General features: G+C 60.4%; 26 protein-coding genes, 3 tRNA genes, 1 pseudogene and 1 riboswitch. Of the genes and pseudogenes, 18 read left to right on the forward strand and 12 right to left on the reverse strand.

The genetic code is table 11. From position 1 onward, the window contains the following. Positions 1 to 50 precede the first annotated feature (50 nt). The 4 genes from ACFY5D_RS11740 to ACFY5D_RS11755 all read left to right on the forward strand — a co-directional run bounded on the left by ACFY5D_RS11740 (position 51) and on the right by ACFY5D_RS11755 (position 1,356). A tRNA-Ile gene (locus tag ACFY5D_RS11740) sits at positions 51 to 124 on the forward strand. Between the two features lie 41 nt (positions 125 to 165). Beyond that, positions 166 to 282, forward strand: a complete 117-nt coding sequence (locus tag ACFY5D_RS11745; protein WP_387529546.1) for a DLW-39 family protein — start codon at positions 166 to 168, stop codon at positions 280 to 282. 8 nt (positions 283 to 290) lie between these two features. Further along, a tRNA-Ala gene (locus ACFY5D_RS11750) sits at positions 291 to 363 on the forward strand. 108 nt (positions 364 to 471) lie between these two features. After that, the gene (locus ACFY5D_RS11755) at positions 472 to 1,356 is read left to right on the forward strand and encodes a DMT family transporter (protein WP_387529549.1); all 885 of its coding nucleotides are present in this window, start codon (positions 472 to 474) and stop codon (positions 1,354 to 1,356) included. A gap of 187 nt (positions 1,357 to 1,543) precedes the next feature. Here the strand turns inward: ACFY5D_RS11755 and ACFY5D_RS11760 are convergent, their stop codons facing one another. Beyond that, the gene (locus ACFY5D_RS11760) at positions 1,544 to 2,545 is read right to left on the reverse strand and encodes a hypothetical protein (protein ID WP_387529552.1); all 1,002 of its coding nucleotides are present in this window, start codon (positions 2,543 to 2,545) and stop codon (positions 1,544 to 1,546) included. Between the two features lie 161 nt (positions 2,546 to 2,706). Here ACFY5D_RS11760 and ACFY5D_RS11765 point away from each other — a divergent pair, with 161 nt between their 5' ends. The 3 genes from ACFY5D_RS11765 to ACFY5D_RS11775 all read left to right on the forward strand — a co-directional run bounded on the left by ACFY5D_RS11765 (position 2,707) and on the right by ACFY5D_RS11775 (position 5,941). Next, on the forward strand, positions 2,707 to 3,252 hold the full coding sequence (locus tag ACFY5D_RS11765) for a peptidylprolyl isomerase (protein WP_387529554.1): 546 nt from the start codon (positions 2,707 to 2,709) through the stop codon (positions 3,250 to 3,252). A 460-nt stretch (positions 3,253 to 3,712) separates the two neighbouring features. Next, entirely contained in the window at positions 3,713 to 4,348 is a 636-nt protein-coding gene (locus ACFY5D_RS11770; RefSeq protein ID WP_387529557.1) for a rhomboid family intramembrane serine protease, read from the forward strand. Between the two features lie 588 nt (positions 4,349 to 4,936). Next, positions 4,937 to 5,941 (forward strand): GNAT family N-acetyltransferase, encoded by a 1,005-nt coding sequence (locus ACFY5D_RS11775; protein WP_387529560.1) that lies wholly within the window; start codon positions 4,937 to 4,939, stop codon positions 5,939 to 5,941. Here the strand turns inward: ACFY5D_RS11775 and ACFY5D_RS11780 are convergent. Further along, positions 5,934 to 6,551 (reverse strand): LysE/ArgO family amino acid transporter, encoded by a 618-nt coding sequence (locus ACFY5D_RS11780; RefSeq protein WP_387529563.1) that lies wholly within the window; start codon positions 6,549 to 6,551, stop codon positions 5,934 to 5,936. The genes ACFY5D_RS11775 and ACFY5D_RS11780 overlap by 8 nt on opposite strands. Positions 6,552 to 6,622: 71 nt before the next feature. Here ACFY5D_RS11780 and ACFY5D_RS11785 point away from each other — a divergent pair, with 71 nt between their 5' ends. Next, complete coding sequence (locus ACFY5D_RS11785; RefSeq protein WP_387529566.1) at positions 6,623 to 7,531, forward strand: LysR family transcriptional regulator ArgP; 909 nt, start codon at positions 6,623 to 6,625, stop codon at positions 7,529 to 7,531. A gap of 50 nt (positions 7,532 to 7,581) precedes the next feature. Next, on the forward strand, positions 7,582 to 8,115 hold the full coding sequence (locus ACFY5D_RS11790; RefSeq protein ID WP_387529569.1) for a YiiD C-terminal domain-containing protein: 534 nt from the start codon (positions 7,582 to 7,584) through the stop codon (positions 8,113 to 8,115). A 32-nt stretch (positions 8,116 to 8,147) separates the two neighbouring features. On the opposite strand, the gene ACFY5D_RS11795 is transcribed toward ACFY5D_RS11790, so the two are convergent. Further along, a complete protein-coding gene (locus ACFY5D_RS11795) occupies positions 8,148 to 8,663 on the reverse strand; it encodes a DUF3817 domain-containing protein (RefSeq protein WP_387529572.1) in 516 nt (171 codons plus the stop codon). A gap of 68 nt (positions 8,664 to 8,731) precedes the next feature. Continuing rightward, a riboswitch (guanidine-III (ykkC-III) riboswitch) is annotated at positions 8,732 to 8,795 on the forward strand. 21 nt (positions 8,796 to 8,816) lie between these two features. Between ACFY5D_RS11795 and ACFY5D_RS11800 the strand changes: the two are divergent. Continuing rightward, positions 8,817 to 9,130: pseudogene (locus ACFY5D_RS11800) on the forward strand (DMT family transporter). Here ACFY5D_RS11800 and ACFY5D_RS11805 read toward each other — a convergent pair. Then, on the reverse strand, positions 9,127 to 9,378 hold the full coding sequence (locus ACFY5D_RS11805; protein WP_387529575.1) for a cell division protein CrgA: 252 nt from the start codon (positions 9,376 to 9,378) through the stop codon (positions 9,127 to 9,129). The pseudogene ACFY5D_RS11800 and the gene ACFY5D_RS11805 sit on opposite strands and share 4 nt — an antisense overlap. A 173-nt stretch (positions 9,379 to 9,551) precedes the next feature. Between ACFY5D_RS11805 and ACFY5D_RS11810 the strand changes: the two genes are divergently transcribed. Next, positions 9,552 to 10,289, forward strand: a complete 738-nt coding sequence (locus ACFY5D_RS11810; protein ID WP_387529578.1) for a class E sortase — start codon at positions 9,552 to 9,554, stop codon at positions 10,287 to 10,289. Positions 10,290 to 10,471: 182 nt separating this feature from the next. Continuing rightward, complete coding sequence (locus tag ACFY5D_RS11815; RefSeq protein WP_387529581.1) at positions 10,472 to 11,122, forward strand: anthranilate synthase component II; 651 nt, start codon at positions 10,472 to 10,474, stop codon at positions 11,120 to 11,122. Positions 11,123 to 11,227: 105 nt separating this feature from the next. On the opposite strand, the gene pknB is transcribed toward ACFY5D_RS11815, so the two are convergent. From pknB to ACFY5D_RS11850, 7 genes are read right to left on the reverse strand one after another with little or no spacing between them, the layout of a single operon-like run. After that, positions 11,228 to 13,204 (reverse strand): Stk1 family PASTA domain-containing Ser/Thr kinase, encoded by a 1,977-nt coding sequence (gene pknB, locus ACFY5D_RS11820; protein WP_387529584.1) that lies wholly within the window; start codon positions 13,202 to 13,204, stop codon positions 11,228 to 11,230. A 20-nt stretch (positions 13,205 to 13,224) separates the two neighbouring features. After that, positions 13,225 to 15,003, reverse strand: a complete 1,779-nt coding sequence (locus ACFY5D_RS11825; RefSeq protein ID WP_387529587.1) for a protein kinase — start codon at positions 15,001 to 15,003, stop codon at positions 13,225 to 13,227. Next, positions 15,000 to 16,445 (reverse strand): penicillin-binding transpeptidase domain-containing protein, encoded by a 1,446-nt coding sequence (locus ACFY5D_RS11830; protein WP_387529590.1) that lies wholly within the window; start codon positions 16,443 to 16,445, stop codon positions 15,000 to 15,002. Before ACFY5D_RS11830 ends, ACFY5D_RS11825 begins: the two co-directional genes overlap by 4 nt. After that, entirely contained in the window at positions 16,442 to 17,839 is a 1,398-nt protein-coding gene (locus ACFY5D_RS11835; protein ID WP_387529593.1) for an FtsW/RodA/SpoVE family cell cycle protein, read from the reverse strand. The genes ACFY5D_RS11830 and ACFY5D_RS11835 overlap by 4 nt, the downstream gene beginning before the upstream one ends. Beyond that, positions 17,836 to 19,266: a PP2C family protein-serine/threonine phosphatase gene (locus ACFY5D_RS11840; protein WP_387529596.1), complete on the reverse strand. Its 1,431-nt coding sequence runs from the start codon at positions 19,264 to 19,266 to the stop codon at positions 17,836 to 17,838. Before ACFY5D_RS11840 ends, ACFY5D_RS11835 begins: the two co-directional genes overlap by 4 nt. 2 nt (positions 19,267 to 19,268) lie before the next feature. Continuing rightward, positions 19,269 to 19,751, reverse strand: coding sequence for an FHA domain-containing protein (locus tag ACFY5D_RS11845; RefSeq protein ID WP_387529599.1), 483 nt, complete (start codon positions 19,749 to 19,751; stop codon positions 19,269 to 19,271). Continuing rightward, a complete protein-coding gene (locus tag ACFY5D_RS11850) occupies positions 19,748 to 20,494 on the reverse strand; it encodes an FhaA domain-containing protein (protein ID WP_387529601.1) in 747 nt (248 codons plus the stop codon). The genes ACFY5D_RS11845 and ACFY5D_RS11850 overlap by 4 nt, the downstream gene beginning before the upstream one ends. Positions 20,495 to 20,777: 283 nt before the next feature. On the opposite strand from ACFY5D_RS11850, the gene ACFY5D_RS11855 reads away from it, so the two are divergent. The 3 genes from ACFY5D_RS11855 to ACFY5D_RS11865 all read left to right on the forward strand — a co-directional run bounded on the left by ACFY5D_RS11855 (position 20,778) and on the right by ACFY5D_RS11865 (position 22,296). Then, positions 20,778 to 20,861, forward strand: a tRNA-Leu gene (locus ACFY5D_RS11855). 240 nt (positions 20,862 to 21,101) lie between these two features. Continuing rightward, positions 21,102 to 21,800, forward strand: coding sequence for a dienelactone hydrolase family protein (locus tag ACFY5D_RS11860; protein WP_387529604.1), 699 nt, complete (start codon positions 21,102 to 21,104; stop codon positions 21,798 to 21,800). 64 nt (positions 21,801 to 21,864) lie between these two features. Further along, positions 21,865 to 22,296, forward strand: a complete 432-nt coding sequence (locus ACFY5D_RS11865) for a universal stress protein (protein ID WP_387529607.1) — start codon at positions 21,865 to 21,867, stop codon at positions 22,294 to 22,296. A 24-nt stretch (positions 22,297 to 22,320) separates the two neighbouring features. Here the strand turns inward: ACFY5D_RS11865 and ACFY5D_RS11870 are convergent, their stop codons facing one another. Continuing rightward, a complete protein-coding gene (locus ACFY5D_RS11870; protein ID WP_387529610.1) occupies positions 22,321 to 22,707 on the reverse strand; it encodes a DUF5997 family protein in 387 nt (128 codons plus the stop codon). A 29-nt stretch (positions 22,708 to 22,736) separates the two neighbouring features. Here ACFY5D_RS11870 and ACFY5D_RS11875 point away from each other — a divergent pair, with 29 nt between their 5' ends. The 3 genes from ACFY5D_RS11875 (at position 22,737) to ACFY5D_RS11885 (ending at position 25,236) form a co-directional block, all read left to right on the forward strand. Beyond that, on the forward strand, positions 22,737 to 23,501 hold the full coding sequence (locus tag ACFY5D_RS11875; RefSeq protein WP_387529613.1) for a LysR family transcriptional regulator substrate-binding protein: 765 nt from the start codon (positions 22,737 to 22,739) through the stop codon (positions 23,499 to 23,501). A gap of 122 nt (positions 23,502 to 23,623) precedes the next feature. Beyond that, on the forward strand, positions 23,624 to 24,433 hold the full coding sequence (locus ACFY5D_RS11880) for an enoyl-CoA hydratase-related protein (protein WP_387529616.1): 810 nt from the start codon (positions 23,624 to 23,626) through the stop codon (positions 24,431 to 24,433). An 8-nt stretch (positions 24,434 to 24,441) separates the two neighbouring features. Beyond that, entirely contained in the window at positions 24,442 to 25,236 is a 795-nt protein-coding gene (locus ACFY5D_RS11885; protein WP_387529619.1) for an alpha/beta hydrolase family protein, read from the forward strand. Positions 25,237 to 25,238 lie beyond the last annotated feature (2 nt).

Genomic DNA, 25,238 nt, shown 5'->3' on the forward strand with positions numbered 1-25,238 from the left:
TTGGCCATTCCTCATGTAAAGTTTTATCTCGTTCCCAGCGGGAACAAAGAGGGCGTATAGCTCAGGCGGTTAGAGCGCTTCGCTGATAACGAAGAGGTCCCTGGTTCAAGTCCAGGTACGCCCACGGATTCCCTCATCCGTACGGTAGGTGAAAGGAAGTGTCCCATGCGGAAACTTCTGGTGTTGGTGGCAATAGCCGCTGGCATAATAGGCTATCGTAAACTGAAGGAATCATCGGCCGATAAGGCCAGCTGGAGACATGGTACCGATAAGGTATTATGAATTCATACGGGGACTTAGCTCAGTTGGTAGAGCGGTAGCTTTGCAAGCTTCAGGTCAGGGGTTCGACCCCCCTAGTCTCCACAGCAACAAAAGGCCCGGAACAAATGTTCCGGGCCTTTTGCATGTTCAGGACCAATCCGCCCCGGGCCCGCGTTCAAGAGCGGCCGCCGGATCCATAGAGTGGGACTCGTGAGTATTCTTCTTGCAATCGTCGGCATCCTCGGAGTTTCCGCTTCGGGGCCGATCATTGCAGCCTTCCCAACCGTTCCGGCCCTTTCCATGGCCTTGTGGCGCAACGCCATCGGTACGGCCGTCATGGCCGTCCCTGCCGTGGCGTCGGATCCACGGTCGTTTGGTCGCCTCAGGCGCCGAGAATGGGGATGGAGCGCGGTTGCAGCCGTCTCGCTGGCGCTGCATTTTGTTTGCTTCATGACAGCCATCCGAATGACTACCGTTGCGGCAGCCACCGCGTTGGTGTGCCTGCAAGCCGCCTGGATCGCGTTGTTCCAGTCCTTGCGGGGAACGAAATACGGTTGGCAGGTGGGCGCGGGGGTCCTACTAGCCTTCGCCGGGGTGTTGGTCATGACGGGATTCGATATTGGTTCGGGCAGTGAAGCGCTGATCGGCGATGTGCTGGCGCTTGCCGGCGGCATTCTTGCCGCGGCCTACACCCTGGCGGGGGCAAAGGCCCGGGCAACCATGACCACGAGCACATACACGACGCTTTGCTATGGCATGACATCGATCGTCCTCCTGGCCATCTGCCTGATATTCGGCGCCCCGGTCTGGGGATTCGATGTAAGGGGATGGATCGGGATCCTGGCGTTGGCGCTGGTCTCACAGGTGCTGGGGCACTCGGCATTCAACCACCTGGTTTCCAGCCTGGGTCCATTGACCGTCTCGACCCTCATCTTGTTGGAAATCCCGGGTGCCGCATTGCTGGCAGCCCTTTTCCTGGGCCAGAACCTACCCGCCGGAACTGCACTTGGCTTGGGCATCATCCTTGCAGGCTTGGTATTGGTTGTACGCGGCCAAGGACGGATGCTGCCAAAGACCCCCACAAAGGCCCGTTAGCGCCACTCCAAGGGGCCTTGAAGGGCTCGCAGGCCCTATTGCCTGCGACTGCACATACCTGAATGGGCTGTTTCGGGTTCCTTGTCCAGAAAATGCCCGCCAGAGAAAGAAGCAGGGCGGTATGTTTCGCGAATCTCCCTGAAATTCGCCAAACATACCGCCCTGCTTCAATTTTCCGTCTGTACGCCTATTTCTTCGGGCGCGGCGAGGGCTTGGGAGTATCGGATTTGATACCGGAAACAACCTCGGTGACCTTTTCCTCGACGGCAGAGACGGCTTCTTCGGCCTTGTGTTTAGCCGCGCTTGCCGCCTCGGTCAGTTCTTCCTTGACGGATTCAAGGGTTTCCTTTGCTTCGTCCGTTGCTTCCTTGATGGCGTCTTCGGCCTTGTCCTTGGCTTCGGCCGCAGACTTTGCAACCTGTTCGCGAACTTCATTGACGGAGGCGGGCGTCTCCGTCGCGACGTTTGCGCGCACGGTCGTCGGCTCCACGGGAGCCGGAGTCTTCCAAGGATCGTCAATGGGCTTAGAGGCCCGCCATGCGGCTACTGCGGCAGTGCCGGCCGCAGCGATGATTGCGAAGATCAGCAGGCCTTTTTTCTTCTTGGCTGGTTTCTGCACGTTTTCTAGCTCCTTGGCTGTCGTCTCAATGGCAACTGTCGCTGCCTGCTGCACTCGTTCAATGGTTTCCGGCTCAGGGGTCAGCGACTCCGCAAGGCTGTTCAAGGCGGCAGGAATCTGGGCCTCTTCAATCTTGCGGGCGGTGAACTGGGCGGCCTGGCTGATCTTTTCATTTGCCGCAGGAATGTACTCGTTCAGAACCACTTCGCGGGCGTGGTTCAAGGCCGGGGCCGCTTTGTCCATGGCTTCGCTCAACGCGGGAGTGGCGCGGTCAACAGCCTTTTGCACCCGTGGAGTGGCTTCATCGATTGCGGCAGTAATCTTGGGGCCCACTCGTTCAAGGGACTCCTGCAACAGTGGGGTTACTTTTGCGACTGTTTCCGAGAGTTCATGCGCGGCCCAGCTGAGGCCTTCCTGGATCTTTGGGGAGGCCGTCTCGATGCCTTTCTCAATGCGTGGAACAGCCCACTTAACAGCGGTGTCTATCTTGGGCGCTGCCCAGTCCAGTGCATGTTCGGCGCTTGTTGCAACGCTTTCACCAAAGTCTCGAGCGATACGTTCTGACTTCATAGTGAACCCCTTTGATCGTTTCGGTAGCTTCGTCCTAGCCTACGACGTGTGAACGCATCCAGCCATTGCCGCCGAGGCATATATCCATGGCATGTACTGGTGTTCACTGAGCGCGTAGCCATTCGTTTACGGGCTTGCAGGGCTCGTGGAAGAATGACTTTATGACTGCAATCCCTACGCATACCGCGACCATCCACACCAACTTGGGCGACATCGTCGTCAACCTCTTCGGCAACCACGCCCCGAAGACCGTCAAGAACTTCATCGGACTTTCCACCGGTGAGCAGACCTGGAACGACCCGCAGAGCGGCGAAGAGAAGGTCAACACCCCGTTGTACAACGGAACGATCTTCCACCGCATCATCGCTGACTTCATGATCCAGGGCGGCGATCCGCTGGGCCAGGGCATCGGCGGCCCGGGCTACCGTTTCGACGACGAAATCAACCCGGACCTTGACTTCCGCGAGCCGTACAAGCTGGCCATGGCCAACGCCGGAATCCAGATGGGCAAGGGCACCAACGGTTCCCAGTTCTTCATCACCTCGGTACCGACCACCTGGCTGCAGGGCAAGCACACCATTTTCGGCGACGTCACCGACGCCGAATCACGCAAGGTCGTTGACGCACTCAACGCCATCGCCACCGATGGCCGCGACAAGCCGCTGGAAGATGTTGTTATCTCCAGCATCGACATTGTCGAGCTCTAAAGATTCGATGTTGACGTAGAGGTTTCTGCGTCAAGATTCCTGGCGGCTCCGCATACCAATCTCGCTTCAGCGTGTGGGTATGCGGAGCCGCTTTGTCTTAGCCCCATGCCGCCGGGAGGCACCCCCCATGGGTGCTTAGTAGACCAAGCTTCCAAGTTTCATGGGGCAGGATGGATATTGACCCTTCTTAGGGCCGATGACCGTAAACAAGCAGGAGAATCATTCCATGTCGTATGGACTTTCCAACCAAGACCCGGCCCTCTCACCCCCGGTATGCCCCCGGCATACGGACCGCATCTCCTATGTGACCTGCCAACGGTGCGGTCGCCCTGTTTGCGCTGAATGCCAGGTGACTGCGGCAGTGGGGACACAGTGTGTGGATTGCGTGCGAGAGGCGAACCGCAACATTCCGACGACACGGACAGTGTTTGGCGGCAAGGCCACAGATGGCAGGCCATTGGTGACATACGTACTCATCGGAATCAATGTCGTGGTGTTCGGCCTGCAGATGCTGATCTCCGGGCTGACCAACGAACTCATGTATGCGGGTATTTTCACCAGCCCCTATGCTCCTGCCGAACCGTGGCGCATGCTGACCTCGGCATTCGCGCACTCCCCCAATTTCATCGGTCACATCGCGTTCAACATGTATGCCCTGTATATATGTGGCCGGGTACTCGAACCGATGCTGGGCCGGTCGAGATTCCTTGCGCTCTATTTGATATCGGCCCTGGGCGGATCAGTCGCCGTCCTGCTGATAGCAAACCCTCTGGTCTCCGTTGTTGGAGCCTCGGGTGCGGTCTTTGGCCTCTTTGCCGCCATGTTCGTTCTGTTGAGATCGCGCGGAATCCCTGTGGTCCAAGTTGCCGTCCTGGTTGCCATAAACCTGGTGATCGGATTCGTCATCCCGGGCATAGCCTGGGAAGCCCACGTGGGCGGTCTGGTTCTCGGGGCGGCCTGCGCAGGGATCTTTGCATACGCGCCCAAGGGTGCGCATCGCTCGCTGATGCAATGGGCAGGACTTTCAATCGTGGTATTGCTCCTAGTTGCCATGACTTTTTGGGGAGCTGCAAACATTCGACTGCCGCTGTCGTAGCGGGGCGGATTCGAAAAGCTTTCCACAGGCGTTATCCACATTGTTAATAACTCACACCGGTGTAATTCACGTGTCCAGCAGGGGGTTATCGCGCCGCAATGACGCAGATTCCGAGCGTGCAATGAGAGATTCGCCCCAGTATGCACAATTTCATCCACAGCTGTGGATAACTTAGTGCACAACCTGTGCATCGATCGGCGTTCCGAATGTAGCTCGATCCATGGCGGAATGTTCGAAAGTATGACCTAGTCCGCGAGAACTCGCGGAAAATTAACGCTCACCACCCTGGTGCAATCCGTTTTCCACACACCTTGTCCACAGTGTTAATAACTCGCGGCCAGGGGTTTGGATAGTGCGCACTCGCCGCCGCTCCGGGAAATTTCGGCCTTCATGCGACATAACCCACAGCCTTATCCCCAGTTGTGGATAACTTCTGTGCACAGTGCGTCGACGCGTACTTGTTTTCGTCAGGGTATCGATCTTCAGGTTTCCGTGGAATCCTCTTTGGCGGACGCGGAAGGTGCGATAGCTTGAATCGACTCCATGCGGTGCAAATCCCACGGTGGACGACATTGAAAGGGAACAGCGTTGAACCTGCTCTATGACTGGATTCGAAACGAGAATGTTCAGGCCTGGGCTGAGCTAACCAACCACCTCGCCGTTGTGGATCGCACCGACGAGTTCTATGAAGCCGAGGATCTGCTCGAGGAGCTGCACGAACCGGGAATGGAGCCGGAACTCGACACCGTGGCGGTGTGGGATGCCAACAGGCTCGTGGGATATGCCCAGCTGCGTGTGGGGCACCAGCTGCGCGAAGGACTTTCCCGCGTATCAATTACCGGTGGTGTCCATCTCGATTATCGTCGCCAGGGCGTGGGCACAAGACTGATGGACATCATGGAGTCCCGCGCCAGGCAAAAGTCTGCACAGCTACATCCCGGCGCCCCAGCCGCAGTCGACATGTGGGGAAACACCCCGGGACACGGCGCCGGTGCCTTGGCCGAAGCCCGGGGCTATGCGCCGGCCCGGTTTTTTCAAGACATGACCGTCAAAGCAGAAGGTTTTCGGAAATCAGTCACGGATCTTTGGGTAAATGATTCCCTGGCCGTGTTTCCATACTCCCCCGAATGGGCGGAGGAAATTCGCTTGCTCGACAACGAAGCATTTGCGGACCACTGGGGATCCACACCAAAGACGGCTGAGGAATGGGAAGCAATGACGTCAGCCCGGACGTTCCGGGCGGAATGCTCCCGAATATTGGTTGAGGAGCAACCAGGCGGCCTTAGACCGACGGTGTTGTCTTATGTCCTTAGCTCGGAATGGGTCCCAAACAAGTTGTATGTGGCCCGCGTCGGCACCGCACGGGGGTCCCGCGGGAGGGGATACGCCGGATGGCTGATGTCTGATGTCATTGCCGCGGCCCTGGCTGATGGCTTTACCGAGGTTGGGTTGAGTGTTGACGCCCAGAGCCCAACCGGGGCGGTGAGCGTATATGAAAGGCTGGGCTTCTCAGTTACGAGGACGGGCACCATGTACCGGAAGGTCATCCTTCAGGCCGCTGAAACATCGTGCCCAAGCTTAGGGCCTATGTGAATACCGGAAGCAGCAAGGTCACTGCCAGGGCCAACATGATGACGGCGATGATGCCATCTAGGATGCGCCACGACAGTGGGCTTGCAAAAAACCCGCGCAGGTAGCGGGCGCCGTACCCGAGTGCGCTGAACCATGCAATGCTGCCAAGCGCCGCGCCCGCGCCGAACAGCCAGCGGCCCGAAGGACCCTGTGCTGCGGCGATAGACCCCAACAGAACCACCGTGTCGAGATAGACATGGGGGTTCAGCCAGGTGAGTGCAAGTGTTGTGAGCACGACTGCGCGCAGCGTGCTGCCTGAGTCATCGGCGACCGGGGTCAGCGCCTGCGGATTGAGTGCGCGCCGGGCAGCAAAGATTGCATAGACAACAAGGAATCCCGCTCCCCCGAGTCGCGCCACCGTGATGAACCAAGGCGCCACGCCGAGCAGTGCCCCGAGCCCCGCGATGCCGGCAAAAATGAGCAGGATGTCCGAGACCATGCAGATAAGCACGGCGGCGCCCACGTGTTCGCGGCGTATGCCCTGCCGCAGGATGAACGCGTTTTGTGCGCCGATGGCCACAATCAGCGAGAGCCCAGTGGCAAGACCGGTAAGCAAAGGAAATAGAGTCACCCATTGAATTTATGGGAGCACCTATCGGATGTCGAACTAATTATTCTTATCCTTCATTAGAATTCCTTAGTATGGACTTCTCCGCCGAACAACTCCGAACCTTCAAGACGGTCCTCGAGGCCGGCACGCTGGAACGTGCCGCGCGCGAACTCAACGTCACCGCGTCGGCAGTGAGCCAGCGCTTGAAGGGCTTGGAAAAGCAGGTGGGAAGCGTGCTGTTCATTCGCTCGCGGCCCATCAAACCCACTTCCAGTGGTGATGTGTTGCTGCGTCTGGCCCGTGAGACCGAACTCCTGTCCGCCGAGGCCCGGCGACAACTTCGGATGTCTCAGGACGAATCACTGTCATTGCCGCCTTCGAAGGTCAGCATTGCGGTGAACTCAGATTCCCTCGCGAGCTGGTTCACCCCTGTGCTCCACGGATTGGCGAATCAGGACCTCGTAGCCTGTGAGATCTTGCGGCACGACGAAGCGCATTCCACGGAATTGCTGCGCTCAGGCCAAGTCATGGGCGTGGTCACCACTAAGTCCACACCGGTGCAGGGATGCTCGTCGGAGCCACTCGGGGCCATGTCATACCGTGCGATGGCCTCGGCCGACTTTATCCGGAAATGGCTCCCGGGAATTGATCCCGTCGATGAACTGGCCGCGGCACCAATGGTCAATTTCGACAGGAACGATGACCTGCAGCTGTCTTTGCTGAGGACCCTGACGGGAAGTGCACGCCAGGGTGTCCCGGTGGAGCACTTCGTGCCGGATTCGCGGCAATACGTCGCTGCAGTTGCCGCTTCGCTGGGCTGGGGCATGATCCCCGAGATCCAGGACCCCAAGGACGATTCCCTGCTTCCTATAAACTCCGAATGGGAAAGCCGGATCCAGCTGTATTGGCAACGTTGGAAAATTCCGTCTCGTGCGCTCGATACGTTGACGGACTTGGTCATCGCTGCCGCAGGGAGTGCCGGTTTGATGGCACCAACGTAACAGCGACCAATAATCTACCTATTAGTAACAAGCGGACCTAGGCTGAACCCATGGACGCCACGAATCGGAAACCAAAGGCCTCAATCCTGAATTTCTTCCGCAGGTCCATTCCCAAAATTGCAGGCGACCCGCGATTAGCTAAGCACGGAATGTCCCTCTGGCCACCGTTCTGGGGAGCAGGTATCAAGGTTCGGGAAATATCAGCAGACTGGCGCAGTGCGACCGTGCTGATGCGGCAACGGCCGTGGAACATGAACTACGTGGGAACCCACTTTGGCGGGTCCCTCTTTTCCATGACGGATCCGTTTTGGATGATGATGGTGTTTCACAATGTCGGACCCGGCCATATCGTCTGGGACAAGGCCGCGGAAATCAGGTTCCTGAAACCGGGCCATGGAACCCTGACCTGTCGTTTCGAACTGGAAGAAGCCCAACTTGAAGAACTCCTGAAGGAAGTTGCCGACTGCGGCAAGGCTACAACGTGGTTCGAGGTCGAGATCCTTGATGAAGCCGGCGGCGTAGTGGCAGCAGTGCGCAAGGAAGTCTATGTGCGCACAAAAAACCCGGCCTCGGATTCGCAATAGGCGACCAGGAAGCCGGGTTTTGTGAGGCGCGACTACTTGCTGCCGCCCGGAGGACCGATGATCAACAGCACGGTGGTGATTGCAGCGACCAAGACGATTCCGGCGACGGCCGCAATCCACGGGCTGCGTAGCGCTGTGGCCTGGATCTTCTCAATGAAGCCACGGGGTTCGTCGCGCCCTGGAGCCAAACGCCAGGCATCGCTGAGCAATCCGCGGCGCAAGACGGAACGCTCGAATGGCAAAGTGGCGAATGGGATGATCGCCGTAGCCAATCCAAGAATGCCCCGGGAAACGCTCCATCGCTCGTTCGCCCAAACAAAGAGGGTCACCAAACCGTAGGCGATGAAGACCACACCGTGCATCATTCCGAAAATCCTGACAAACTCCGGCTGGTCGGCACCGTACTTCATGATCATGGCGAAGATCAGAAGCGCCCACGTCACCATCTCGGCAGCCGCAAGGAAGCCATAGAGTCGCTTGGGCGAAAGCTTCGAAGGAGACGGCTTGAGGACGGGGGATGAATCCACTGTGGACTCGGGGCGAACCATGTGATTGCTGCCTTTCTGGAAGTTTGCCGGGATTATTTCAGTACCCCGGAAGTTGCTACTGTTGGTGTGATGGAGCGCCTCAGCGTTCCCCGGACGATGGAGCCGTACCCGGACAGCGACAAGACGGCCACCGAAAGGAATCGGTGACGCGCAATGTCGTGGATCATACTCATTATTTCTGGTGTATTTGAGGCAGTCTGGGCCATAGCCCTGGGAGCTTCTGAAGGCTTCACCAAGCTCGTTCCTCCATCGTCTTTGGCGGTGGACTCATCGTCAGCATGGTCGGCCTGGCGTGGGCCATGAAAGAAATCCCCACGGGAACCGCCTACGCGGTGTGGGTGGGAATCGGTGCATCCCTGGCGGTGGCCTACGGCATGATCTTCGGTGACGAATCGATCAGCCCCATCAAGATTCTCTTGATCCTTGGACTGGTCGGCTGCGTCATCGGCCTAAAGGCAGTTAACTAACGCCATCCGGTTGTCATGAAGAAACCAACCATGGCGACGCCAAACCCGATCACGATATTCCATCCACCAATCATGGGGATGGGGAAGAGCGTCTGGGAAATGTAGTAGACCATGATCCACACCAAGCCCAAGAGCATTAGGCCGAACATCACCGGCTTGTACCACTTGGGCAGGGGCTTGTCGTAGGTCCGGGCTTCGCCGCCGCCCTGTGGCTTGCGGTTCTTCCGACGGGTCTTGGATTCAGGCACTGCATCTCCTTGAGTCTTCAGTCTTCGGACCGATCCAACGAGTGGTTGTCCGAACGGTAGGCTAGAGAGGCGGTATGGAAAGCGAATCCCGTGCCACCCATAGCTAATACTATCTGCTCAAGCTGGAGGTTTCCGGGTTCACGGTTGCTCCGCGGAAGCACGAGGGAGCCCCCATGACACGATCTGAGACCAGGCTCCGGACCAAAGCGTCCGTCGGCCAGCGCCTGCTTGGCGGGTTCGGCGAAATTCTCATCACTCTTGGAATCATCGCGCTCCTCTTTGTTGCCTGGGAGCTGTGGTGGACAAACCTCGACGCAAACCGTGCCCAAAGCGAAGTCACCTCTGAATTTGCCCAAGAGCTCACGGTCGGTGACTCCGGCGGTCAGGACTTCGGTCCGGCACCCATCGCCAAGATCCCGGACGGCGAAACCTTCGGAATCTTCTACATCCCCCGTTTCGGTAAAGACTTTGCCCATCCCGTGACCAACGGGGTCGGCCCCGAGGTCTTGAACTCCGTCGGCATCGGCCACTACCCGGAGACCCAAGCCCCCGGCGAACCGGGAAACTTCGCCGTTGCCGCCCACAGGCAGACCCACGGACAGGTGTTCTGGGACATCGACAAGTTCGAAGCCGGAGACAAGATCTATCTGCAGACGCGCGAAGGCTTCTATACGTATGAATGGCGCAACACGGAGATTGTCCACCCATCCCAGGGTGAAGTGCTGCTTCCCGTTCCGCACGAGCCCGGCCAGGAGCCAACCACCTCAATCCTGACGATGACCAGCTGCCATCCGCCGTTCACCACCCGGATGCGAATCATTGCGTATTCGGAACTCACATCGTGGCGCCCGTCCGATGCGGGTCCCCCGGCGGAAATTGCCGATCTGGTCCACAAGACGATGAAAAACTAGGAAGGGAAGCACCCAAGAATGTATGCGTGGATTTTTAACCACCTCCCGGGCCCGCTGTGGTTTCGAGTCATCCTGGCAGCGGCATTGCTCGTCGCAGTCGTACTATTGCTGATGAACTTTGTTTTCCCGTGGCTGAGCCAATACAGCCCGTGGACCGAATCGACGATTGGCCTGATGCTGCCGTGAGCGCACCCAAGATCCTTGTGATCGACAACTATGACAGCTTCGTCTACACCCTGGTGGGATACCTCCAGGAGCTGGGCGCCGAAACCACTGTTGTGCGCAACGACGACCTGTCGCTGGCGGAGGTCATTGAACTGGCCGAGGCCCGCGACGGCGTGTTGGTTTCCCCGGGTCCGGGCAACCCCGCGGAAGCCGGCGTGTGCATAGAGATGATCAAGTGGTGCGGCACCGTACTCAAGCCGATGCTCGGTGTCTGCCTTGGGCACCAGTCGTTGGCCGAAGCCTACGGCGGCATTGTCACCCATGCCGAGGAGCTCATGCACGGCAAGACCTCGCCGGTTTTCCACACCGGACACCCGATCTTTGCCCACATCCCGAGCCCCTTTACCGCCACCAGGTACCACTCGCTTGCGGCCGTGCGCTCAAGCATCCCTGAATGCCTGGAAATCACGGCAGAGACCGAAAACGGCGTCATCATGGGCCTGGCGCACCGCACCGCGCCGCTGTGGGGCGTGCAGTTCCACCCTGAATCCGTGCTCACCGAGGGCGGCTACCAGATGCTCGGCAACTGGCTGGAATCCCTGGGACACGTTGGTGCTGCAGCGCACGCGGCGACCCTCAGCCCGCTGATCAGGGAGACCGGGCACTAGAAGCCCCGCTCCCCCGAGTTGCAGAAGAACCCGCCAGAATAGTGATTCTGGCGGGTTCTTCTGCAACCTGCATGGATGGGTCTGACAGACCGCGGCTAAGGAACCCTAGTCGTCCGAGAGCCCGTGGCCGCGACTCCAGTTATCCTGATTTCCCGTACCGGTGAAACTCCTGTTCGAGGATTCGTCGAATGATCCGGGAACGATATCCGTTCCGGTGGAATCCTCCGGTTGTGTGGATTCGTCAGTGGGCTGGTCGGTCGGCTCGCCAGTGGGTTCGTCCGTAGGTTCGTCAGTGGGTGTGGGGGTTTCAACCACCGGCTCCTTGGCGACCGTGACCGTCACCGTTCCACCTTGAGGCGAAGTAGAACCGCTGTCGGGGTCCTGGTGGATGATGGCGCCAACCTCGGCTCCGAGGGGCGCGTCTTCCTCATGCACGATGATTTTTAGTCCAAACTTGGGGTCGGACAGAAGTTCCCTTGCTTCGTCTTCAGTCAGGTTGAGCAGTTGGGGAACAACGACAAGACCCGTGGACAGGATCAGGTCGATCTTGCTTCCGGACTTCACCTGGCTGCCAAGAGACGGCTCGGTTCCCACCAAAGAGCCCGCGGGAATCGTTGGATCGTTCTGTCTGGTTACGGAACCAATGGTGAAGCCCAAATCCTTCAAGGTTTCCCTGGCGGTGACCTCCGTTGCCCCTGCAAGAGAGGTTGGGATCTTTAGGCTTTCCGGGCCCTTGGAAACCATCAGGGTCACTGCTGTGCCCTTGACGACTTGTGCCTGGGCGGCGGGGTTGCTGGATACCACCGAACCGGACTTCACAGTGTCGCTGAAGACGTCCTCGGGCTTGGGGGTGAGTTCCAGCCGGGTGAGCGCCGCTTCGGCTTCCACCTGAGTCATATTGGCAAGGGAAGGTATGGTCACCAAGGCATTGCGTGCCGCTTCGGCCTGCATCCAGTTGTAGAAGAACAAGCCGCCAACGGCAAGGGCCAGAACCATGATGATCGAGAGCACCACGGTCCACGCCTTTTTGGATTTGGCGCGGTAGTCATCGACAGGCGCAGAACGGCTCTGCTCCCACATGGGTTCTTCATCCCAGTGGTGTTCCGCGCCCACCGGCTCGAGGTGACCCGTATGGAATGGCTGTTCGGGTTCCGCCGCGATCGCGGCAAAGGCGCTTGTGGCGGGAGCAGGTTCCTGCGGAAGGACGGCCGTGAGCTCTTCAGGAGGCAGTGGTATCCCGTTGCGGGCGTTGCGTAAGGCCACGGCAAAGGCAGGGGCATCCGCAAAGCGATCCTCGCGGTCCTTTGCCAGAGCCTTGAGCACCACATCGTCGTAGATCAACGGAAGCGTCGTCTTCAGGGTGCTGGGAGCGGGAGCGTGCTCCCCCACGTGCTGGTAGGCCACCGCTACCGGTGAGTCCCCCGTAAACGGAGGTCGGCCGGTAAGCAGTTCGTAGAGGAGGCAACCGGTGGAGTAAAGGTCGGTTCGTGCGTCGACCGTTTCTCCGCGTGCCTGCTCCGGGGACAGGTATTGTGCGGTGCCCACCACGGTTTGCGTCTGGGTCATGGTGCTCGAGGAATCGGCCAAGGCACGGGCAATGCCGAAGTCCATGACCTTGAGTGCGCCTTGGCTCGTAACCATGATGTTCGCGGGCTTGATGTCGCGGTGAACAATTCCCATGGCGTGGGAGTGTTGGAGCGCTTCAAGGACACCCAAGACGTAATCGACTGCCAAATCGACGGTTATCTCACCGGCCCGGTGCAAGTCGCGCAGCGTGCGGCCGGAGACGTATTCCATCACGATAAAGGGCAGATCGACGAAGGAGCCGTTGATTTCGCGGTTTTCTTCGCCGGTGTCGTAGACGGAGACGATGTTGGGGTGGTTCAGGCCGGCGACGGCCTTTGCCTCGCGTCGAAAACGTGCCTGAACCATCGGATCGCGCGCCATCTCGGGTCGCAAAAGCTTGATTGCGACCTTTCTGCCCAGGATCTGGTCGGTTCCCAAGTGGACATCGGCCATTCCGCCGCGGCCGATGAGCTCACCAACGACGTAGCGACCGTTCAGAATGCGTTCACCGGTCACCGTCTATTCACCATCATCATCTAGTTGGTCACCGGCGGCGCGGGAGTCTTGTCCTTGCCCAGGATGCCCCCGACAGCCCCTTTCGCCTTGGGCGACTCGGACGTCTTCGATGGCGGCGCACTTGTCTCCGGTGCTTCCGTGGTCGCTGACTCGTCGGTTGGCTCCGGGGTCTCTGACGTGTCCGTCGGTTCCGACGTTGGCGTCTCGGTTGGTTCCGGCTCTACTGTCTCGGCCGGACCCAATGACCACCTATAGGAAACTACGGTTCCCGGCTCCACCTTGACGCCGGCTGCAGGAAACTGCTCAATGACAGTGCCGAACGGGCGCCGATCGTTGACGGGATCAAGGGACTTCGGTACAAGACCGAGATTCTTGAGCTTGTTTTCGGCTTCTTCGACTGTCAGTCCGGAGAGCCTGGGCGTACCAACCTTCTGGGCCGTCGGGGACTCCGTGGGCGACTTGGAAGGCGACTCGGTTGTAGGTTCGGTCGTGGGTTCGCTGCTCTTGGTGGTCTCCGAAACGGATGCGCTGGTGTTCGCGGAAGATTCCACGGGTTTGTTCCCGCCGGTCAGCATCGGCAGCAACAAGGCGCCAATCACGGCAAAGACAACCAAGATGATCAGCGCAATCAGCGGCGTGGTCCAAGGACTGCGCCCCTTCTTGACCGGCGTGCGGCTGTCGGCCTGCTCGTATGCCTGCTGGTAGGCCGGCTCGTAGGCAGGCTCCTCTTCCGGTTCCCAGGGCTGGGAGGCGCCCAGAAGCGAATCGAAGTTCTCGGGCGCGGCCTGATCGGAGCCGGGCGCGGGAATCTGGGGCATCGCATTGGTGGCCGGGGCCGCAGCGGAAATCGTTTCATCGACGGGTTCGAGGGCAACGGTCTCATTGCCCTGCGTAATCGGCGTCTGCCCCAGTGCCTGGGTAGCCATATCCGAACCGGAGAAGAGCAACATCCCGGGTACGGCCATCGTCGCGGTCTCCGGGTTGCCGGCACGAATGGCATCGGCCGCAACGGCCAATGCCTCGGCGTCTGCCGGGCGATCCGCGGGATCCTTGGCCAGCATCGACATGATCAGGGAGCGAACCGGAACCGGAATGGATTCGGGCAGCGGCGGAGGGGTGTCGTTGACCTGCGCGAGGGCAATGGCAATCTGCGACTCCCCGGTGAACGGGCGGCGGCCGGCCAAAAGCTCGTAGCCGATGACGCCAAGCGCGTAGATGTCCGAGCTGCCGGTGGCCTGCTGGCCCGTGGCCTGTTCGGGGGCCAGGTACTGGGCGGTGCCCATGACCTGGCCTGTGGCAGTCAGGGGAACCTGGTCGGCGATGCGTGCAATGCCGAAGTCGGTGATCTTCACGCGGCCGTCGGGCAGCATCAGGATGTTGCCCGGCTTAACGTCGCGGTGGACAAGTCCCTGGACATGCGCCGCGGCAAGTGCCTTGGCGGTTTGGGAAATGATCGAGAGCGCACGGTCCGGAGACAGCACGCGTTCGCGCTCGATGATGGTGGACAGCGGCTGGCCGGGAACCAGTTCCATGACCAGGTAGGCGGATCCCTCTTCTTCTCCGTAGTCAAAGACGCTGGCGATGCCGTTGTGGTTCAGGAGAGCCGTGTGGCGGGCCTCAACGCGGAACCGCTGGAGGAAGCCCGGATCGCCGGTGTACTCCTCCTTGAGGATCTTGATAGCCACCAGGCGACCGAGAACCTGGTCCCGGGCCCTCCACACCTCACCCATACCGCCAATGGCAATACGGTCGGTCAGCTTGTATCGACCGCCCAGGGTGATACCGGAAATTGGCCTCACTGGTTGAACACCGCCTCTAGGATCTTCTTCAGGTTGGGACTGGTCAACGAGGATCCAGTCTTAAAATCAATTTTTTCAAACACAATTGTCACAGCTACTTGCGGATCGTCCGCCGGCGCGAACCCGGTGATCCAGGAATTCACCAGATCGGATCCGCCGATCTGCGAAGTTCCGGTCTTGGCCGCAATGTCCAGGCCAGGCACCTGCGCCCTGACGGCGGTTCCGCTCTTGACCGGGCCGCGCATCAGGTCGGTGACCTGGTCGGCAACGTCCTTGCTGGTGGCGGTGGCGAATTCCTTGGGCTTGGTCTCCGAGAGGACCTTCAAGTCCGGGCCGATCACCCGCTTGATCAGGTTTGGCTGCATGATCTTGCCGTCGTTGGCGATGCCCATGGCAACCATGTTCATCTGCATGGCGGTTGCCTTGACATCGCGCTGGCCGATCACCGACTGGCCCAATGCGGCCGGGTCGAGGTTTGGCGGGAAGACGCTGGGGACTACCCGCAACGGGATGTTCAGCTGCTGGCCGAAGCCGAAGTTCTTGGTGACCTTTTCAAACGGCTCGGCACCAAGTTCTTTGCTCATCTCGACGAACGGGGTGTTGCAGCTTTGCGCCACGATGAAGGACAGCGGAGCCTCCGTCTTTGCGGCACAGTTTCCCCCGAAGAAGTTCCCCAGGGTGGTTGTGGTGCCCGGCAGGGTCACCCGCGCCGGGTTCTTCATGACGGTATCGGCGTCGTATTTCCCCGATTCGATGCCGGCAACCAAGTCCAGGACCTTGAAAGTCGATCCGGGAGCGGTCAGGTTGCCCAATGCTGGATTCACGTACGGGCTAAGTCCCGGGACCTTGAGCAGCTTCTTCATGTTCGCCGCAGCCTCTTTCGAGCTTTGGACGGCCAGGAGGTTGGTGTCGTAGCTGGGCTTGGAGGCCATGGCCAGGATGTTTCCGGTTTTTGGCTCCGAGACGATGATGGTGCCGCGGGTTCCATCCGGGATCAGGTCGTAAACGAACTTCTGGAGTTTGCCGTCGATGGTCAGCTCGACCGAGGCGCCCTCGTTGGCCCGGCCGGAGAACAGGTTGATCATGCGGTCGAAGAACTGGTCCTGGCTTTGCCCGGTCAGCTCGTCGTTCATCACGGATTCCAGCTGCGTCGAGCTGTTGGTCAGCGAGTAGAACCCTGTCAGGAACGCATAAAGCTCGGGGTCGGTGTAGACGCGCTGGTACTTGAACTGGCCCTCGGAAGGCTTTGATTCGGCGATCGGCTTGCCATCGACCAATATCGCGCCGCGCGGCAAGTCGAACTCACGGAAAAGCTGTCGCTTGTTGAGCGCGTTGTTGTTCAAGTCCTCTGCGGCGAAGAACTGCACATAGCTCAGGGCGCCCAGGCACAGGACGAAGAGCAGCACCACTGCGATCCACGTATTTCGGATTGCCTGATTCATCGCTTCGCCTCCTTAGCGAGTTTTTGTCGACGGGGTGCTTCCGTGGCGACCTCGGCGGTCGCGGAAAGGCCGGCCTGCATGGGGCGGCGTGAATTGTGGGAAATCAGGAGCAAGAGCGCCACGATGATCCAGTTTGCCAGCAAGGATGAACCGCCGGCGGCCATGAACGGCGTCGTCAGGCCGGTCAACGGGATGAGCCGGGTGACGCCGCCAATGACCACGAAGCACTGCAGCCCCAGGGTGAAGGACAGCCCGGTGGCCAGCAGTTTGCCGAAGGCGTCCCGCGAGCCCAGTGCTGCGCGCATGCCGCGGCTGATGAGGATCAAGTACATCAGCACAATTGCCGACAGGCCGATGAGCCCGAGCTCTTCGCCCAGGGCCGCCACGATCATGTCGCTGTTGGCCAACGGGACCAAATACGGGCTGCCGTTGCCCAGACCCGTTCCCAGCAGCCCTCCGTCCCCCATGCCAAAGAGGCCTTCGACGATCTGCCGGCTTCCGCCCGTCGCGTAGTAGATGTCGGGGTCGAAGGCGTTTAGCCAGCCATTGACGCGTCGGGTCACGTGGCTCATCGTCAGATATGCGAAAACGCCGCCGCCCGCGAGCATGAGCGTGCCGATGACAATCCAGCTCACCCTCGCCGTTGCAACGTAGATCATGACCATGAACAGCCCGAAGAAGAGGATCGATGAACCCAGGTCGCGCTGGACAACCAGCACGCCGATGCTCACGAGCCACGCAACGAGCATCGGGCCCAGATCCCGGGCGCGTGGCAGCTGCAACGGTCCGATCTTTTTGCCGGCCAAGAGAATTAGTTCGCGGTTCGAGGAAAGATACCCGGCAAAGAATATGGCCAGGGTGATCTTTGCAAGCTCACCTGGTTGGAAGGTGAGGCTGTTGCCAAACTTGACCCAAATACGGGCACCGTTGAGCTCAATGCCGAGCCCCGGGATCAATGGAAGCAAGAGCAGCACAATGGAAGCAGCCAGTGCGGTGTAGGTGAACTTCCGCAGGACCCGGTGGTCGCGGATCGACCACAAAACGACCATCGCAACCACCATTGCCACGCCGGTCCAAAGGATTTGGCGGAAAGCCTGGTTGTCGTTGCGGGCAAGGTCGATCCTATGGATCATGGCAAGGCCGATGCCGTTCAGTGCCACCGTCACCGGAAGTATTATCGGATCGGCATATTTTGCCCAGATGCGCAGGACCACGTGGAAGACCAGCGCGAGGCCGGCCAGGAAGAGCCCCTGGGTGATGAAATCTTTGCTCAACCCTTCATCGCTATTGATGCCGACCAGGTAGTAGGCTGCCATGGCGACGGCTAGGGCAAGAAGGAGGAGCAACAGTTCCAAGTTGCGCCGTGGGATCGGCGCCGTCTCTAGCTCGCTCACGGTCTGATCTCCTGACAGTAAGAGGGCAGTGGAGTCGACGCCGCGGGTGCTCCCGGGTGCTCCGGCACTACCACGGGGCAGTTCTGTCTAACGGTCACTGTCAGCTCATTGACAATCATCTGGGCGTGCGCCAGATCCCGGGCCGGGAGCGATGATTGGATTCGCTGGCGGGTGTATTCAGGCAACACATCCAGCGGGATATCAGTCACGGTATCCACGTGGGAAAGCTTGAGAGGGCCCAGGTCCTGGGAAACGCCCTTGAAAATCGCAACATTGCCGTCGTGGTTCCCCACGAAGTATTGGGTTTGGGTCCATAGGTAGCCCCAGATGCACACGGCCGCCAGGATCAGGGCCATGAGAGCCAGGAAGGTGGGAACCAGCCAGCGGCGCGGACGATGCTCGCTCTGTTCGAAATCTTCGGGTGCATCCGTCTGGGTCCCGGGGCCCTTGTGGGTGAGGATTGCCGCGGCACGCTTTTCGCCCGAACGCTGGGTCACGACCGGGATCTTGCCCGTTTCGGTGGCCAACTGAGCGGCTCCAACCAGCAGGTGGGGGCGCTTGGACATTTCGTGGCGGATCAGGGCGGCACCGGCTTCCAGGCCGCCTTCTGCGGCAATGGTCAGCTGGCCGGTATCCGGCGCTGGTTCGGCGGCGGATTCTGCGGCAGGTTTGGAGTGGTCTTCGGGGGGCAGGTCGGCTTCGGGATCGGCGTCGACCACTTCAAAGACCACGATCGTGACGTTGTCCGGGGAGCCATGCGCCAGCGTGGTCTCCACGAGGTCGTTTGCGGTTTCCTCCAGGGAGGCGGTTCCGCGCATGATTCGCTCGGTGATGGAGTCCGGCACGACGGCGTTGAGTCCGTCGGAACACAGCATCCACCGTTCACCGGCTTCAACCGGGTACTGGTTGATGTCCAGTTCCGGGCTGGCGTCGGAATCGCCAAGAACGCGCAGCAAAACGTTCTTGTGCGGGTGCATTTCGGCTTCCTCCGGGCGCAACCGGCCCTCGTCGACAAGCCGTTGGACAAACGTGTGGTCGTGGCTGACCTGCTCAAAAACGCCGTTCTTGAGCCGGTAGGCGCGGGAATCGCCGATGTGGGCGAACTGCAGGACATTGCCGGTCAGCAACATGGCGGTGACGGTGGTTCCCATGCCCGAAAGCTTCGGGTTGGCATTGACCAGCTCATTGAGGACCAGGTTTGCCGCCTGGATCTCGTCGGGCAGCACCGTTTCGGCATCCGGGGTATCGGGGACATCGAGATGCACAAGATCCAGGACGGTCGAGGCGCTGGCGACGTCGCCGCCAACGTGCCCACCCATGCCGTCGGCAACGACGGCTAGGTATCGGCCGACATAGGCGGAGTCGTCATTCTTGGAGCGGACCTTGCCAACATCCGACCGCGCCGCAAATTTCAGCATCAACGCCATGGTTACGGCCTCAGCTCCATAACCGTTTTACCGATCCGGATCTTCTGGCCAAGTTCGACGGGCTGTGCGCGTGTGAGCTGCACATCGCCAAGGAATGTTCCGTTGGTGGATCCCAAATCCTCGATGAACCACCGCGTCCCCTGCGGGAAGAGACGTGCATGGCGTCCGGAGGCGTAGTCGTCTTCGAGGACGATGGTTGCTTCCTGGGCGCGTCCCAGCAGGATGGGGCTGGCCGTGAGCTGGTGCTGCATCCCGGTTAGCGGCCCTTCCAGGATCACCAGCGTGTTTGCCTGCTGCTTGGCCGGCGCCTCGGTTGCGGGGGAAAGTGCTGGATTCTTCCGAATTTCACGCGCTGTCGGTGCGCCCGTGCGGGCCTTGCCGCCAATGGCAAGATCCCGGCGCAGCGCCCCCATGATGCTGAGGATCAAGAGCCACAGCAGAATGAGGAACCCGAGCCGCAGGACGGTGAATACTAGATCGTTCACGCGCGGCCTCCTTGTGCTTGAGGTAGGAGTCTAAAGGTGATGCGGGTCTGTCCCATGGAGATGTTGGAACCGTCAAACAGTTCCGTCTCGCCGACGACTCGCTGGCCGTTGACGAAACTTCCATTGGTGGAACCCATGTCGACGGCCCACGTGGTGTTCCCGCGCTGCTCGATTTTCAGGTGCCTGCGGGAAACGCCTGGATCGTCAATGGGGATGTCGGTTTCGGCGGATCGACCCAAGACGATGCTTGCGTGGTTCAGCGCGTACCGCTGTCCGGCGATGTCGAGAACGGGCTGCATCTGGGCAGGCCCGCGAGGGGGTGCCGGTGGTGCGGGGGGTGCCGTCGGAGCCTGGCGGACTTCTTGCCGGCTCGGTTCCGAAATGGTTGCGTCGATTTCAAAGACGCCGCCCCTGAGCTCAAGGTCCTTTCGGAAATTGACCTCGATGGCCCCTTGAAGGGTGTAGCCCTGGCTCTTGGCGTGTTCCATGGCTATGGAGCACAACTCCTGGGCAAGGGGCGCGCCCCATTCCCGGGCCTTCGCAAAATCGGTGTCGGACAGGCGAACCGCGAAGTGGTTGGGTGCCAGCGTGCGACCCTGCGAGATTGTCAGGGACTTGGCATCCATGGAGTTCCGCAACCGGGATGCAATCTCAACCGGTTTCACTTCCGAGCCGCTAGTGCCGCGGAAGACGCTAGTGACAAGCTTCTCTAGTCCGCGTTCAACATTGTCGATCAGACCCATCGCTTCGCTCCCTTCCTTGGTTCCATTCGCGTGGTTTCGCCATTTCTGGCAGTGCGGTGCAGAGCGTGGATGCTCTACACCACCTTCGATACTACTGGTCTTGCCTTTGTGTGGGATGTAAATGTGGCCAAAATTGCCACTTGGTATGCAACGAACAACACCGCGGGAAGGTTGCCGAAATGTGCCCCTGATCACAAAGGTGTTCTCGATTAGTACTTTCTGACAATTGGTGTATATGATTGATCTCGCTGCTGAAGTCAACGACTGAAGCAGGTTGAGATATGCGCGAATGGCGGAATTGGTAGACGCGCTGGCTTCAGGTGCCAGTGCTCGCAAGGGCGTGGGGGTTCAAGTCCCCCTTCGCGCACATATGAGAAAAGATCCTCGGTTTTCGAACCGGGGATCTTTTCGTTGTGCCCCCAACCGGATGTTCGCCAACCCGCGCCCCCCAACGGCCGCGAATCACCCCCGTGCCGAGCAATACGTGCCATCCCCAGGTGGGCATTTCGGCGGTTTGCCGGTCGGGGTGAACCCCCGGATGCATAGACTGGGACGTGTTCAAGCATTCAAACGTTAGAGCGTATGAGAATGACAGGGGCAGTCGACCATGGCGTCTAAGACACCACATCAGAATGTTTCATTTCCGTCCAAGGGGCAGACCGCCCATGGATACCTTGCGATGCCGGAAGAAGGCAAAGGCCCAGGCGTCATTGTCATTCAGGAATGGTGGGGCCTGACCGACCATATCCGCGACGTGGCAGATCGCTTGGCTGCCGAAGGGTTCGTTGCGCTTGCGCCGGATCTTATGGGTGGCTGGATAACCCACGATGGCGCAGAGGCCGCACAGATGATGAGCGATCTTCCCGCGGAAGCCGGCGCCGAACTGCTGGCCGGCGCCGTCGACTACCTGCTATCGCTTGAAGCCGTTACCAGCGAGAAGGTTGGAACCATCGGGTTCTGCATGGGCGGGGGTTTTGTTCTGGCCCTGGCGGCGCAGCAAGGGGAAAAGATTGCCGCGGCCGTGCCGTTCTACGGCGTTGGCCAGGCAGTGCCTCAAAGCTACGCCGGCGTTCGTGCCAGAATCCAGGGCCACTATGCCGAGGCGGACGGCTTCTATCCGGTTGAAAAGGCGCGGGCCCAAGAGCAGCAAATCCGGGAAGAATCGGGTGCCGACGTCACATTCTACTATTATGACGCGCCACATGCATTCCATAACGACGAGAACCCCACGGGTAACTACCGTCCCGAACAGGCGCGCTTGGCATGGAGCCGGGCTGTGGATTTCCTCAAGCAGAACGTCTCGTAACCAGATTTACCCATAACAAACCCCTGCCGCCACAAGCGGCAAGAAACACAAGGAGCGTTAGAACATGGCAGAAACAATTATTGTTGGCGTAGACGGCAGCGACACCGCACAGCGTGCGGCGGAGCGTGCAGCCCGCATCGCTGTCAACATGGATGCCGAGCTGGTCGTGGTGACCGCGCATGCCTCCGATAACACCGAGGTCGTCAAGATCGGTACCGACACCTGGATCCTGGATGACGCAGAGCAGGCCGAAAAGCTTGCCGAACAGTGCGCTGCAAGCCTGCGCGTCACGGAGCCGACCGCCAAGGTCAGCGCCACTGCAGCTCACGGAAAGCCGCAGGAAGTCCTGGTTGCGGAGGCAGAACGCCTCGACGCCACGCTGATCGTGGTCGGCAACGTGGGCATGAAGGGTCTGGGACGCGTGCTTGGCTCCGTGGCCACCTCGGTGGCACACGCAGCCCCGTGCGATGTCTACATCGTCAAGACCGTGAAGTAGACACCGCCCTCAAATGATGTGTGATTAGCTGCGGTCGCCCTTGGCGGCCGCAGCGTCGCGCACGCGCTTTTCTTCGGCGCGGACCGCGGCCAGCGACGCGCGTTCCTGCTGCAGCCACTCGGGACGATCCGCCAGCAAGGCCTCGATCTCAGCCGTGGTCAGTGCTTCGGTGATTTCGGCACGGGCCAATCCGGCGATCGATACGTTGAGCTTGTGGGCTACAACCGGGCGAGGGTGCGGGCCGTTGGCTCGCAATTCTTCCAGCCAGGCCGGGGGATTGGACAACAGTTCGTTGTACTGAGCCCGGGTGACTGAGCCCTCCTGGAACTCGGCCGGAGCTGCGGGCAGGTAGATGCCCAATTTCTTTGCGGCAGTTGCCGGCTTCATGCTCTGTGGGGTTTTCTCACTCATATCCCCAAGCGTACCGGTACGCTGGGGTAGTGGTAGGACTAAAAATCGCCTATGTACCGGGGGTCACCCCCGGCAAATGGCTGACGCGCTGGAACGAACGATATCCCCAAAACCCTCTAACGGCTCTCCGTTATGACGGGGAAGACATCTTGGGGAGGCTCGAGAGCCAAGAATCGGACGCCGTTTTCGTCAGGTTCAAGACGGGGGAATCCCCCAAGACCCCCAAGATCCACGTGATTCCGCTCTACGACGAGCAGCCCGTGGTGTGCGCGGCCAAGGACCACGACCTCGAGCTCTACGACGAGCCGGTTGCGCTGGCCGATCTTGCCGACCAGACCTTCCTCGACCTTGCCGATTACCCCGAAGAAATCGGTGGAACGGCAATGGCAATGGAGGTCTGTTCCTCCGGTGCCGGCCTGCTCGTGCTGCCGCTCAGCGTCGCCCGTCTGCACCACCGTAAAGACGTGTTCCACAAGGAACTTTCCGATGTTGCGACAACCAGTATCGGTATCGCATGGGTTGCTCCGGTGGGGGACGAGCCTGACGATCCGGTGATCGCGGAATTCATTGGGGTCGTCCGTGGCCGCGGCGAGAACTCCTCCCGCCAGGCCTCGGTTGCGCAAAAACAGCAGGAAGAGGCGGAGATTGCGCGCAAGCGCCGCCAGACTTCGCAATCAGAACAGGCCAAGGCGGCCAAAAAGGCCGAAGCCAAGAAGAAATCTGCGGCCCGCACCGGTCGGAAGCCCGGCGCGAAGCGCGGCGGAAAGCCTGCTGGTCGCGGCGGCAAGCGATAGCGGACTTTCGTCGGTTCCAGCCCCGGTGTGGGTTAACAACGATTAACACGCCGGGGCGGAATCCTTGCGTTCGCACCACTCGTGAGACGCTGGGATGAGATACCAATCACAAGGGAGTGCGCGTGGACTTCGGAACCTATCAGACCCTGCTCGTTGAAAAGCACGGGAATGCGTTGTTGGTGAGCATCAACCAGCCCGAGTCGCTCAACGCATTGGCTGCAGCTGTCGTTGAAGACCTGCACGCGCTTACGGGCGTGCTGGGCGGGATCGGGCGCGATGCCCAGTGGCCCGTGAGGGGCGTGATCATCACCGGATCCGGGGAGAAATCCTTCGTGGCCGGCGCGAACATCCTGGAAATGAACTCCATGGATTCCACTGCAGCCGCCGCGTACGGGCGACGCATGCATGAGGTGACGCTGCGCCTTGAAGCGCTGCCGGTGCCCGTCATCGCCGCAGTCAACGGATTTGCGCTCGGCGGAGGCTGCGAACTGGCCATGGCCTGTGACTTCCTCTATGCATCGACCAATGCAAGCTTCGGCCAGCCCGAAGTGAACCTTGGCCTGGTACCGGGCTTCGGCGGCTCGGTACGGCTGCAACAGCGGGTGGGCATCGGCATGGCCCGAGAGCTGATCTATACCGGCCGCCGCATCAAGTCCGCAGAGGCGTTGCGCATCGGCCTGGTCAACCAGGTCTTCGAAGACGTCGAATCGCTTCTGGCCGGGGCGAAGAACACCATCGAGGAAATTGCGGCCAAGGCACCTACCGCCGTGTCCAACGCAAAGGATGCAATCAACGAGATTGCCGGCCTGAATGTTGCCGATGGGCTGGAGGCCGAGGTCCGCTCCTTCATGAAGGCTTTCGAGACCGCCGATTCGGTGGAGGGGCGCGCGGCATTCGTTGCCAAGCGTGCCCCGGAGTTCCCGGGACGCTAGTGGAACCCGTGTACGAACCGCAACGCTTCGACTACGGGGAACACCCCAGCCAGTATGCCGAACTATGGGTTCCCGATTCGCGGGCACACGCCGCAATCGCGATCATCATCCACGGCGGTTTCTGGCGCCAGGCCTACGGAGCGGAGTACGGCCGCCCCTTGGCCCGCGATCTGCGAGATCGGGGCTATGTGGTGTGGAACCTGGAGTACCGGCGCACCAATGGCGGCGACGGGGGATGGCCCGAAACCTTCCTCGACGTTGCCGCGGGGTTGGACGGGTTGGAATCCGCGCTTGAATCATCGGGCCTCGAGCCCGGGCCGCGGGTTGGTATCGGACACTCCGCAGGCGGCCACCTGGCCTTGTGGGCGGCCGGCCGGCACCTGTTGCCGCCGGCTGCCCCGGGCGCGCTCCCGGAAACCCTGCGGTGCCTCGATGCCGTGATCTCCCAGGCCGGGGTGCTGGATCTTGCCCTGGCAGAATCCTTGGCCCTGAGCGACCACGCAGCGAGGCTCCTGATGCGCTGCGCCCCCGCGGAGGATCCCGAGCGTTGGAAGTGGGCGGACCCGGCGGATCGCATTCCGCTGGGCATCCCCCTGCTGATGTTGCATGGCACGACGGACGAGGACGTTCCCGTGGAACTGGGCAGGTCCTTTGCCCGGCGGGCCATGGCCGCAGGAGGGCCCGTGGACTACCTTGAATTCGAGGGAGACCATTACGGGCTCATCACCCCCGGCGACAGGGCCTGGGAAATGTGTGTCGAGGGACTCGGCATGCTCGCGGCCGGCAGGTCCGGTGGCGAGTAGCC

The organism is Paeniglutamicibacter sp. NPDC012692, assembly GCF_042901625.1.
GTDB lineage: Bacteria > Actinomycetota > Actinomycetes > Actinomycetales > Micrococcaceae > Paeniglutamicibacter.